The sequence below is a fragment of the Pseudomonas hefeiensis genome (assembly GCF_030687835.1).
Classification (GTDB): domain Bacteria; phylum Pseudomonadota; class Gammaproteobacteria; order Pseudomonadales; family Pseudomonadaceae; genus Aquipseudomonas; species Aquipseudomonas hefeiensis.
In genome coordinates this window covers 147495-160058 of sequence record NZ_CP117449.1, presented here as the reverse complement: position 1 = coordinate 160058, position 12564 = coordinate 147495, and the positions used below count along the sequence as shown (strand labels likewise).

Below are 12564 nucleotides of genomic sequence, written 5' to 3'. Positions count from 1 at the left end.
CTTGGGTGTTATATGGTCAAGCCTCACGGGCAATTAGTATGGGTTAGCTCAACGCCTCACAGCGCTTACACACCCCACCTATCAACGTCGTAGTCTTCGACGGCCCTTCAGGGGACTCAAGGTCCCAGTGAGATCTCATCTTGAGGCAAGTTTCCCGCTTAGATGCTTTCAGCGGTTATCTTTTCCGAACATAGCTACCCGGCAATGCCACTGGCGTGACAACCGGAACACCAGAGGTTCGTCCACTCCGGTCCTCTCGTACTAGGAGCAGCCCCTCTCAAATCTCAAACGTCCACGGCAGATAGGGACCGAACTGTCTCACGACGTTCTAAACCCAGCTCGCGTACCACTTTAAATGGCGAACAGCCATACCCTTGGGACCGGCTTCAGCCCCAGGATGTGATGAGCCGACATCGAGGTGCCAAACACCGCCGTCGATATGAACTCTTGGGCGGTATCAGCCTGTTATCCCCGGAGTACCTTTTATCCGTTGAGCGATGGCCCTTCCATACAGAACCACCGGATCACTAAGACCTACTTTCGTACCTGCTCGACGTGTCTGTCTCGCAGTCAAGCGCGCTTTTGCCTTTATACTCTACGACCGATTTCCGACCGGTCTGAGCGCACCTTCGTACTCCTCCGTTACTCTTTAGGAGGAGACCGCCCCAGTCAAACTACCCACCATACACTGTCCTCGATCCGGATAACGGACCTGAGTTAGAACCTCAAAGTTGCCAGGGTGGTATTTCAAGGTTGGCTCCACGCGAACTGGCGTCCACGCTTCAAAGCCTCCCACCTATCCTACACAAGCAAATTCAAAGTCCAGTGCAAAGCTATAGTAAAGGTTCACGGGGTCTTTCCGTCTAGCCGCGGATACACTGCATCTTCACAGCGATTTCAATTTCACTGAGTCTCGGGTGGAGACAGCGCCGCCATCGTTACGCCATTCGTGCAGGTCGGAACTTACCCGACAAGGAATTTCGCTACCTTAGGACCGTTATAGTTACGGCCGCCGTTTACCGGGGCTTCGATCAAGAGCTTCGCGTTAGCTAACCCCATCAATTAACCTTCCGGCACCGGGCAGGCGTCACACCCTATACGTCCACTTTCGTGTTTGCAGAGTGCTGTGTTTTTAATAAACAGTCGCAGCGGCCTGGTATCTTCGACCGGCGTGGGCTTACGCAGCAAGTGCTTCACCCTCACCGGCGCACCTTCTCCCGAAGTTACGGTGCCATTTTGCCTAGTTCCTTCACCCGAGTTCTCTCAAGCGCCTTGGTATTCTCTACCCAACCACCTGTGTCGGTTTGGGGTACGGTTCCTGGTTACCTGAAGCTTAGAAGCTTTTCTTGGAAGCATGGCATCAACCACTTCGTCACCCAAAGGGTAACTCGTCATCAGCTCTCGGCCTTAGAATCCCGGATTTACCTAAGATTCCAGCCTACCACCTTAAACTTGGACAACCAACGCCAAGCTGGCCTAGCCTTCTCCGTCCCTCCATCGCAATAACCAGAAGTACAGGAATATTAACCTGTTTTCCATCGACTACGCTTTTCAGCCTCGCCTTAGGGACCGACTAACCCTGCGTCGATTAACGTTGCGCAGGAAACCTTGGTCTTTCGGCGTGGGTGTTTTTCACACCCATTGTCGTTACTCATGTCAGCATTCGCACTTCTGATACCTCCAGCAAGCTTCTCAACTCACCTTCACAGGCTTACAGAACGCTCCTCTACCGCATCACCTAAGTGATACCCGTAGCTTCGGTGTATGGTTTGAGCCCCGTTACATCTTCCGCGCAGGCCGACTCGACTAGTGAGCTATTACGCTTTCTTTAAAGGGTGGCTGCTTCTAAGCCAACCTCCTAGCTGTCTAAGCCTTCCCACATCGTTTCCCACTTAACCATAACTTTGGGACCTTAGCTGACGGTCTGGGTTGTTTCCCTTTTCACGACGGACGTTAGCACCCGCCGTGTGTCTCCCATGCTCGGCACTTGTAGGTATTCGGAGTTTGCATCGGTTTGGTAAGTCGGGATGACCCCCTAGCCGAAACAGTGCTCTACCCCCTACAGTGATACATGAGGCGCTACCTAAATAGCTTTCGAGGAGAACCAGCTATCTCCGAGCTTGATTAGCCTTTCACTCCGATCCACAGGTCATCCGCTAACTTTTCAACGGTAGTCGGTTCGGTCCTCCAGTTAGTGTTACCCAACCTTCAACCTGCCCATGGATAGATCGCCCGGTTTCGGGTCTATTCCCAGCGACTAGACGCCCTATTAAGACTCGCTTTCGCTACGCCTCCCCTATTCGGTTAAGCTCGCCACTGAAAATAAGTCGCTGACCCATTATACAAAAGGTACGCAGTCACCCAACAAAGTGGGCTCCCACTGCTTGTACGCATACGGTTTCAGGATCTATTTCACTCCCCTCTCCGGGGTTCTTTTCGCCTTTCCCTCACGGTACTAGTTCACTATCGGTCAGTCAGTAGTATTTAGCCTTGGAGGATGGTCCCCCCATATTCAGACAAAGTTTCTCGTGCTCCGTCCTACTCGATTTCATGACTAAGAGATTTTCGCGTACAGGGCTATCACCCACTATGGCCGCCCTTTCCAGAGCGTTCCGCTAATCTCAAAGCCACTTAAGGGCTAGTCCCCGTTCGCTCGCCACTACTAAGGGAATCTCGGTTGATTTCTTTTCCTCAGGGTACTTAGATGTTTCAGTTCCCCTGGTTCGCCTCTTGCACCTATGTATTCAGTACAAGATAACCATCTTATGATGGCTGGGTTCCCCCATTCAGACATCTCCGGATCACAGTCTGTTTGCCGACTCCCCGAAGCTTTTCGCAGGCTACCACGTCTTTCATCGCCTCTGACTGCCAAGGCATCCACCGTATGCGCTTCTTCACTTGACCATATAACCCCAAGCAATCTGGTTATACTGTGAAGACGACATTCGCCGAAAATTCGCGATTAAACTCACAAATTTTACCTTAGCCTGATCCGTTACCAGTGAAAGCAACGTTCAGTCTATCTTTCTATCACATACCCAAATTTTTAAAGAACGAACTAGTCAAAGACTAGAAATCAACATTCACCATCGAACCGATGGAATGCTCATTTCTAAGCTTTATACAATCGAAGCAGTAGTGGTGGAGCCAAGCGGGATCGAACCGCTGACCTCCTGCGTGCAAGGCAGGCGCTCTCCCAGCTGAGCTATGGCCCCGTATTTCTACAGGCTTTTCCCACACAAAATTGGTGGGTCTGGGCAGATTCGAACTGCCGACCTCACCCTTATCAGGGGTGCGCTCTAACCAACTGAGCTACAGACCCAATTTCGGGCTGCTTCTTTTCGTCTTCTTCAATGAATCAAGCAATTCGTGTGGGAGCTCATGAAAGCAGCTGCGGTCGTCGATTAAGGAGGTGATCCAGCCGCAGGTTCCCCTACGGCTACCTTGTTACGACTTCACCCCAGTCATGAATCACACCGTGGTAACCGTCCTCCCGAAGGTTAGACTAGCTACTTCTGGTGCAACCCACTCCCATGGTGTGACGGGCGGTGTGTACAAGGCCCGGGAACGTATTCACCGCGACATTCTGATTCGCGATTACTAGCGATTCCGACTTCACGCAGTCGAGTTGCAGACTGCGATCCGGACTACGATCGGTTTTGTGGGATTAGCTCCACCTCGCGGCTTGGCAACCCTCTGTACCGACCATTGTAGCACGTGTGTAGCCCAGGCCGTAAGGGCCATGATGACTTGACGTCATCCCCACCTTCCTCCGGTTTGTCACCGGCAGTCTCCTTAGAGTGCCCACCATAACGTGCTGGTAACTAAGGACAAGGGTTGCGCTCGTTACGGGACTTAACCCAACATCTCACGACACGAGCTGACGACAGCCATGCAGCACCTGTCTCAATGTTCCCGAAGGCACCCTCCATCTCTGGAAAGTTCATTGGATGTCAAGGCCTGGTAAGGTTCTTCGCGTTGCTTCGAATTAAACCACATGCTCCACCGCTTGTGCGGGCCCCCGTCAATTCATTTGAGTTTTAACCTTGCGGCCGTACTCCCCAGGCGGTCAACTTAATGCGTTAGCTGCGCCACTAAGAGCTCAAGGCTCCCAACGGCTAGTTGACATCGTTTACGGCGTGGACTACCAGGGTATCTAATCCTGTTTGCTCCCCACGCTTTCGCACCTCAGTGTCAGTATCAGTCCAGGTGGTCGCCTTCGCCACTGGTGTTCCTTCCTATATCTACGCATTTCACCGCTACACAGGAAATTCCACCACCCTCTACCATACTCTAGCTCGACAGTTTTGAATGCAGTTCCCAGGTTGAGCCCGGGGATTTCACATCCAACTTAACGAACCACCTACGCGCGCTTTACGCCCAGTAATTCCGATTAACGCTTGCACCCTCTGTATTACCGCGGCTGCTGGCACAGAGTTAGCCGGTGCTTATTCTGTCGGTAACGTCAAAACACTAACGTATTAGGTTAATGCCCTTCCTCCCAACTTAAAGTGCTTTACAATCCGAAGACCTTCTTCACACACGCGGCATGGCTGGATCAGGCTTTCGCCCATTGTCCAATATTCCCCACTGCTGCCTCCCGTAGGAGTCTGGACCGTGTCTCAGTTCCAGTGTGACTGATCATCCTCTCAGACCAGTTACGGATCGTCGCCTTGGTGAGCCATTACCTCACCAACTAGCTAATCCGACCTAGGCTCATCTGATAGCGCAAGGCCCGAAGGTCCCCTGCTTTCTCCCGTAGGACGTATGCGGTATTAGCGTCCGTTTCCGAGCGTTATCCCCCACTACCAGGCAGATTCCTAGGCTTTACTCACCCGTCCGCCGCTCTCAAGAGGTGCAAGCACCTCTCTACCGCTCGACTTGCATGTGTTAGGCCTGCCGCCAGCGTTCAATCTGAGCCATGATCAAACTCTTCAGTTCAAACATCTTTGGGTTTTGAGAAAACCCTAAACTTGGCTCAGCAATCGTTGGTTACATCTTTGATTTCTCGCGGAGTAACTTGTGATGCTGATAATCTGTTGACTAGCAGTCTGACTCCACAAGCACCCACACGAATTGCTTGATTCAGTTGTTAAAGAGCGGTGGGTTGAGCCTTTCGTCTCAACCGAGGCGCGCATTCTACAGCGCCCGATGTATCTGTCAAGCGGTTATTTTTGAAGTTTTCAAAGTTTTGCTTTCCAAAACTTCAGCAACTTCAACCACTTGCGCTTCCGATCTCTCGTTAGCGGGAGGCGAATTCTACAGCGTTACTCGCTGCTGTCAACACCTCTTTTTGACCGCTTTTCGATCGAGAAGACCGAATCGTTAACGGAGCCATGTAAACCGCCCCACTAACTGCTTCCCAGGCTTCGATGACCTGAAGCCCTGCGTTGCCGAAATTTCGCTTAACTCATTGAAACTCAAGGAGTTTTCCGTTTCGACTGCGCCGGAAGTGGGGCGAATTATAGACGTCCAGGATTTGCCGTCAACCCTTAATTTCGTTTTTCTATCAATAAGCTGCAGACATTCGAAAAAGCCACCGTGCCCCTCAAAAAGCCTCTTCTATATAGAAGAAAGAGTCAGAGCACTCCAGCTTCCCTCAGACCCGCCACCATCACTTCATCCAATCCCAATACTCGCTGCAGGACATCCTGCGTGTGCTCCCCTAATAAAGGAGGCGCATTGCGATATTCCACCGGCGTCTCAGACAGTCGGATCGGGCTGGCAACCTGCGGCACTTTACCCGCCAGTGCGTGAGGCAACTCCATCGCCAGCCCACGCGCCTGGACCTGAGGATCGGCAAACACCTGGGCCAAATCATTGATCGGCCCACAGGGCACACCCGCCCGCTCCAACTGAGCCACCCATTGGGCAGTGGTCTTGAAGACCGTCGCTTGGCGAATCAAAGGAATCAATACTGCACGGTTCGCCACCCGCAGTTTGTTTGTAGCGAACCGGGGATCATCAGCCCACTGCGGCTGACCCGCGACCTCGGCGAATTTTCGGAACTGACCGTCATTACCCACGGTAAGGATGAAGTCACCGTCAGCCGTAGGAAAGTCCTGATACGGCACTATGTTCGGATGAGCGTTGCCCAACCGCTTCGGCGCGTTGCCCGTAGTCAGATAATTCATCGCCTGGTTCGCCAGGCAAGCCACTTGAACGTCCAGCAAGGCCATATCGATATGCTGCCCGCCGCCGACATGATCGCGGTGAGCCAGCGCCGCCAGGATGGCCACGGTCGAATAAACACCGGTCAAGATATCCGTCAGCGCAACCCCGACCTTCACCGGCCCCGCCCCCTCATCACCTTCAGGCCGGCCGGTGAGACTCATCAGCCCCCCCAACCCCTGGATCATGAAGTCATATCCGGCGCGCTTGGCGTAAGGACCGGTTTGGCCGAACCCGGTAATCGAGCAATAGATCAGTTGTGGGTTGATCGCCTTCAGCGAGTCGTAATCCAGGCCATAAGCCGCCAGCCCTCCCACCTTGAAGTTCTCAATCAGAATGTCGGACTTGGCCGCCAGCTCCCGCACCAACCTTTGCCCCTCGGGATGCGTGAAGTCGATGGTCACCGACTGTTTGTTGCGATTGGCCGACAAGTAATAGGCCGCCTCGGTCGTATTCTCTCCAGATACATCCTTCAGGAACGGCGGCCCCCAGGCGCGCGTATCGTCACCACCACCCGGTCGCTCGACCTTGATGACTTCAGCCCCCAGGTCCGCCAGGATCTGACCAGCCCACGGCCCGGCCAGCACCCTCGATAAATCCAGTACCCGCAGATGCGAAAGCGCGCCCATGCCGTCCTCCTATTAATAGAACGCCTGGATACCGGTTTGCGCACGCCCAAGGATCAGTGCATGAACGTCATGAGTACCTTCGTAAGTGTTCACCACTTCCAGGTTGACGAGATGACGAGCGATGCCGAACTCATCGGAGATGCCATTACCGCCCAGCATGTCCCGCGCCATGCGAGCAATATCCAGGGACTTGCCACAGGAGTTGCGCTTCATGATCGATGTGATTTCAACCGCGGCCGTACCTTCATCCTTCATACGACCCAGACGCAGACATCCTTGCAAGGCGAGGGTGATTTCAGTCTGCATATCGGCCAGCTTTTTCTGGATCAACTGAGTGGCAGCCAAAGGACGACCAAACTGCTGCCGATCCAGGGTGTACTGGCGCGCGGTGTGCCAGCAGAACTCGGCGGCACCCAAGGCCCCCCAGGAGATGCCATAGCGCGCCGAGTTCAGGCAAGTAAACGGACCCTTCAGGCCACGCACATCCGGGAAAATGTTTTCTTCTGGAACGAAGACGTTATCCATGACGATCTCGCCAGTGATCGAAGCGCGCAGACCGACCTTGCCGTGAATAGCCGGCGCGCTCAGGCCCTTCCAGCCTTTCTCGAGAACAAAGCCACGGATGTCGCCAGCGTCATCCTTGCCCCAAACGACAAATACGTCGGCGATCGGACTGTTGGTAATCCACATCTTGCTGCCGGTCAGGCTGTAGCCGCCTTCCACTTTGCGCGCACGGGTAATCATCGCTCCCGGGTCAGAACCGTGGTTCGGCTCTGTCAGACCAAAGCAACCAATCCACTCGCCGGAGGCCAGCTTTGGCAGGTACTTCTGCTTTTGAGCCTCGGTGCCGAACTCATTGATCGGCACCATGACCAGCGAAGACTGCACACTCATCATCGAGCGATAACCTGAATCAACGCGCTCCACTTCACGGGCGATCAAGCCATAGCTGACGTAGTTCAGTCCGCTGCCGCCGTACTGCTCAGGAATGGTGGCGCCCAGTAGACCGACCTCGCCCATTTCACGAAAAATCGCCGGGTCGGTTTTTTCATGACGGAACGCTTCCAATACCCGCGGCGCGAGCTTCTGTTGGGCGAACTGCTCGGCAGTGTCGCGAATCATGCGCTCTTCTTCGGTGAGTTGCTGGTCCAACAACAATGGATCAATCCAGTTGAAACTCGCTTTACCGGCCATGAATGAGTCCTCGCCAATCAGATTAAAAATCGTGGGTTGATCCTAGGCGCGCTTTCCTATCAGAGCAAACGAGGATTACGCACGATCTTGTGCTAATTTCTCACTCCGTAAACGCCTGGAACCCCATTTACAACCCTGACGTGTGAGGTTGACGTACATGCGCAGAAAAATCCCCAGCACCGCCGCCCTGGTCAGCTTCGAGGCAGCCGCACGTCATGAGAGCTTCACCAAGGCCGCACAGGAGCTTTCCCTCACGCAGGGTGCTATTTGCCGACAGATCGCCAGCCTGGAAGACTTCCTCAGTGTGGAGTTGTTCCGACGTTCACGGCGAGGAGTCAAACTGACAGAGGCCGGACTTTCCTACAGCCGCCGAGTGGCCACCCAACTGGACGCCGTCGAGCGCGATACTCTTTCAGTGATGGGGCATACCGGCGCCAATGTGATCGAGTTGGCTGTAGTTCCGACGTTTGGCACTCAATGGCTATTACCGCGTCTCAAGGACTTCCAGCAGCAGCATCCAGAAGTCACGGTCAATCTGACCAATCGCACGCGGCCCTTTCTCTTTGCGGATACGGATTTTGACGCCGCCATCTATTTTGGCGATGCGGACTGGTCTGGTACCGAATCCCACAAGCTGATGGGGGAAAATCCGATGCCCGTGTGCAGTCCCTCCTTACTGGGTAACCGGACCAGTCTGACACCGCAAGCTATCGCCGAACTGCCCCTACTCCAACAAACCACTCGCCCGTATGCCTGGCGCCAGTGGTTCAACTCACAAAACCTCAATATCGCGCGAGACCTGACAGGCCCGCGTTATGAACTATTCTCCATGCTTGCCCAAGCGGCCATGCACGACATGGGAGTCGCCTTGATTCCACCCTTCTTGATCCAGCGCGAGCTGGCAGAGAAACGACTGGTGGTTGCCAATCGAAATGCCTTATCGAGCATCAAGGCCTACTACCTGATGATCCCCGAACGAAAGGTCGAATCGGCGTCCCTGCGGGCTTTTCGCGACTGGCTGGTAAAACAGGCGGCTGACTATAGCCTTGATTAATAAGGAAAAGCTGTATATCCGACTCCGGTAGTAAGCTAATCAAAAGCGCTACAGATATAAATTTATGTCGCATACAGTCAATCTGTTATGAAATCAGTACCGTAGTCTCACAACCGTTCAAATACGTGGCTTTGAGCCATATTACGCAGCTCATTAGGGTTCATTCACGTCGCCAATGGAAAATTCGTCAATTTTGGCCTGAAGCCCTGAAAAGCCCGGCCTGCAAGGGATATCTACCGATAGTTGCGACATTCGGTCACAGGGTGACTTGTAGTTAATTTTCCGTCACCAGTCATAATCCCTTGAAGGGCTGAATTTTCGCCTGCAAAATGCCGCGCCCCGCCTGATTTGGCGGGATCGTGCTGATCGGCCGCCCCAGTCGCACCATCCGAAGTGCCTGGGTTTACTCAATAAGATCACGCAGGAGATTTGACGTGCACATTGGTGTTCCTCTCGAAACCCAGACGGGTGAAACACGGGTTGCTGCAACCCCGGAAACCATCAAGAAGCTGATCGGCCAAGGCCATAAGGTCACTGTTCAAAGCGGTGCCGGCATCAAGGCAAGCGTTATCGACAGTGCTTATGAAGCAGCGGGTGCCACCATTGGCGGCGCCAGTGATGCGTTCGGGGCCGAACTGATCCTTAAGGTGGTCGCCCCCAGCGACAGCGAACTGACGCTGATCAAGACCGGCGCCGTTCTGGTGGGCATGCTCAATCCGTTCAACAACGAAACCATTGCCAAGCTGGCCGAACGCGGCATTACCGCTTTCGCCCTTGAGGCTGCGCCACGTACCTCCCGCGCCCAAAGCCTGGATGTGCTGTCGTCTCAGGCGAACATTGCCGGCTACAAATCCGTGCTGCTGGCTGCCCACTACTACCCACGCTTCATGCCGATGCTGATGACCGCCGCGGGTACCGTAAAAGCAGCGCGAGTGCTGATTCTCGGTGCTGGCGTGGCCGGACTGCAGGCGATTGCCACGGCCAAGCGCCTGGGCGCTGTGATCGAGGCGTCGGATGTGCGGCCGGCAGTGAAGGAGCAAATTGAATCCCTCGGCGCCAAGTTCGTCGACGTGCCTTACGAAACCGATGAAGAGCGTGAATGCGCCATCGGTGTCGGTGGTTATGCCCGCCCCATGCCGGCCAGCTGGATGCAGCGCCAGGCCCAGGCCGTGCACGAACGCGCCAAACAGGCGGACATCGTCATCACCACCGCACTGATTCCGGGCCGCAAGGCTCCGACGCTGCTGAGTGCCGAAACCGTCGCGCAGATGAAACCCGGCTCGGTGGTCATCGATCTCGCGGCAGCCCAGGGCGGTAACTGCCCGCTGACCGTGGCCGATCAGGTGGTGATCGAAAATGGCGTGACCATTTGCGGTCCGACCAACCTGGCCGGCGAAGTCGCGGCCGACGCTTCGGCGCTGTACGCCCGTAACCTGCTGGACTTCCTGAAGCTGGTCTTCACCAAGGAAGGTCAGTTCGACGTGAACCTGGAAGACGACATCGTCGCCGCGTGCCTGATGTGCCGCGACGGCCAAGTCATCCGCAAAAACGCCTAAGCAGGGATTCAGACAATGGAAGAGCTTATCTCCCCCGGTATCTACAACCTGATCATCTTTGTGCTGGCGATTTATGTCGGTTACCACGTGGTCTGGAACGTAACACCCGCGCTGCACACACCACTGATGGCGGTGACCAATGCCATTTCGGCGATCGTGATCGTCGGCGCCATGCTTGCCGCCGCGCTGACCGTGACCCCGCTGGGCAAGACCATGGGCACCCTCGCCGTGGCCCTGGCGGCAGTGAACGTGTTCGGTGGCTTCCTGGTGACGCGCCGCATGCTCGAAATGTTCAAGAAAAAAGCCCCGAAAGCCGTAAAAGAAGAGGCGCCCAAGTAATGAGCATGAATCTGGTAACGACGCTCTACCTGATCGCGTCTGTCTGCTTCATCCAGGCCCTCAAGGGCCTGTCGCACCCGACCACATCCCGGCGTGGCAACCTGTTCGGCATGCTCGGCATGGCGCTGGCGGTGCTCACTACCGTGGGCCTCATCTATAAGCTGGGCGCTGAGCTAGCGACAGCCGGCATCGGCTACGTCATCGTCGGCCTGTTGGTCGGCGGTACCGCCGGCTCGATCATGGCCAAGCGCGTCGAGATGACCAAGATGCCGGAACTGGTGGCGTTCATGCACAGCATGATCGGCCTGGCTGCGGTGTTCATCGCCATTGCAGCAGTGGTCGAGCCACAGTCCCTGGGCATCGTCCAACAGTTGGGCGATGCCATTCCGGCCGGTAACCGCCTGGAACTGTTCCTCGGCGCCGCCATCGGCGCAATCACCTTCTCCGGTTCGGTAATAGCCTTCGGCAAGCTGTCGGGCAAGTACAAGTTTCGCCTGTTCCAGGGCGCGCCGGTACAGTTTGCCGGCCAGCACAAACTCAACCTGATCCTGGGCCTTGCAACACTGGGTCTGGGCCTGATGTTCATGTTCACCGGCAACCTCGGCGCATTTGCCTTGATGCTGGCCCTGGCGTTCGTGCTGGGCGTGCTGATCATCATCCCGATCGGCGGTGCGGACATGCCGGTGGTAGTGTCGATGCTCAACAGCTATTCCGGCTGGGCGGCGGCCGGTATCGGCTTCTCGCTGAACAACTCGATGCTGATCATTGCCGGTTCCTTGGTGGGTTCGAGCGGTGCGATTCTGTCGTACATCATGTGCAAGGCCATGAACCGTTCGTTCTTCAACGTGCTGCTCGGCGGGTTCGGCAACACCGCAGAGGCTGCCGGCCCTGCGGGCTCCAAAGAAGCCCGCCCGGTGAAATCCGGTTCGGCGGACGACGCCACCTTCCTGCTGACCAACGCCGACACCGTGATCATTGTCCCAGGCTACGGCCTCGCGGTGGCCCGCGCGCAACACGCCTTGAAAGAGCTGACTGAAAAGCTGACCCACCACGGCGTGACCGTTAAATACGCGATCCACCCGGTGGCCGGCCGGATGCCTGGACACATGAACGTGCTACTGGCCGAGGCCGAAGTGCCTTACGACCAGGTGTTCGAAATGGAAGACATCAACTCCGAGTTCGGTCAGGCCGACGTGGTGCTGGTGCTGGGCGCCAACGACGTGGTCAACCCGGCGGCGAAGAACGATCCGAAGTCGCCGATTGCCGGCATGCCGATTCTCGAAGCGTTCAAAGCCAAGACCATCATCGTCAACAAGCGCTCGATGGCCAGCGGCTACGCCGGTCTGGACAACGAGCTGTTCTACCTCGACAAGACCATGATGGTGTTCGGTGACGCCAAGAAGGTCATCGAAGACATGGTCAAAGCCGTGGAATAACGGTCACTGTTTTGCCACTAACGCCCCGACTTGTCGGGGCGTTTTGATTTGTATCAAGGCCGAACGTTACCGATCCGGTAATAATGTTTTGCCTGAAACGCCCGTAATAGAGGCCTCAAATGCGACCTTTGTAGCGGGTCGGGCACAGCGCGAATTCACTAGACTGCGCATCTTGCTTTCCTGCC

6 protein-coding genes, 2 tRNA genes and 2 rRNA genes are annotated in these 12564 nt (G+C 55.4%); 4 read left to right on the top strand and 6 right to left on the bottom strand.

The features are described 5' to 3' along the window. Positions 1–12: 12 nt before the first annotated feature. From PSH57_RS00765 to PSH57_RS00740, 6 genes are all read right to left on the bottom strand, one after another. Positions 13–2904: ribosomal RNA gene (locus PSH57_RS00765) — 23S ribosomal RNA — on the bottom strand. A gap of 235 nt (positions 2905–3139) precedes the next feature. Next, positions 3140–3215: transfer RNA gene (locus PSH57_RS00760), tRNA-Ala, on the bottom strand. Between the two features lie 30 nt (positions 3216–3245). Continuing rightward, positions 3246–3322, bottom strand: a tRNA-Ile gene (locus PSH57_RS00755). A gap of 83 nt (positions 3323–3405) precedes the next feature. Next, positions 3406–4941: ribosomal RNA gene (locus PSH57_RS00750) — 16S ribosomal RNA — on the bottom strand. The 16S and 23S rRNA genes sit together here with 2 tRNA genes alongside, the layout of an rRNA operon. A gap of 638 nt (positions 4942–5579) precedes the next feature. Next, positions 5580–6800 carry a CaiB/BaiF CoA transferase family protein gene (locus PSH57_RS00745; RefSeq protein ID WP_305416273.1) on the bottom strand — a complete coding sequence of 407 codons (1221 nt, stop codon included), beginning with the start codon at positions 6798–6800 and terminating at the stop codon, positions 5580–5582. Positions 6801–6812: 12 nt separating this feature from the next. Continuing rightward, positions 6813–7994, bottom strand: coding sequence for an acyl-CoA dehydrogenase (locus PSH57_RS00740; protein WP_025216186.1), 1182 nt, complete (start codon positions 7992–7994; stop codon positions 6813–6815). 157 nt (positions 7995–8151) lie between these two features. Here PSH57_RS00740 and PSH57_RS00735 point away from each other — a divergent pair, with 157 nt between their 5' ends. The 4 genes from PSH57_RS00735 to PSH57_RS00720 all read left to right on the top strand — a co-directional run bounded on the left by PSH57_RS00735 (position 8152) and on the right by PSH57_RS00720 (position 12379). After that, the gene (locus tag PSH57_RS00735; protein ID WP_305387239.1) at positions 8152–9048 is read left to right on the top strand and encodes a LysR family transcriptional regulator; all 897 of its coding nucleotides are present in this window, start codon (positions 8152–8154) and stop codon (positions 9046–9048) included. Between the two features lie 434 nt (positions 9049–9482). Then, entirely contained in the window at positions 9483–10604 is a 1122-nt protein-coding gene (locus PSH57_RS00730; protein ID WP_305387238.1) for a Re/Si-specific NAD(P)(+) transhydrogenase subunit alpha, read from the top strand. 15 nt (positions 10605–10619) lie between these two features. Beyond that, positions 10620–10943 (top strand): NAD(P) transhydrogenase subunit alpha part 2, encoded by a 324-nt coding sequence (locus PSH57_RS00725; RefSeq protein ID WP_003187010.1) that lies wholly within the window; start codon positions 10620–10622, stop codon positions 10941–10943. Next, on the top strand, positions 10943–12379 hold the full coding sequence (locus PSH57_RS00720; protein WP_305387237.1) for an NAD(P)(+) transhydrogenase (Re/Si-specific) subunit beta: 1437 nt from the start codon (positions 10943–10945) through the stop codon (positions 12377–12379). The genes PSH57_RS00725 and PSH57_RS00720 overlap by 1 nt, the downstream gene beginning before the upstream one ends. The last annotated feature ends 185 nt before the right edge of the window (positions 12380–12564 follow it).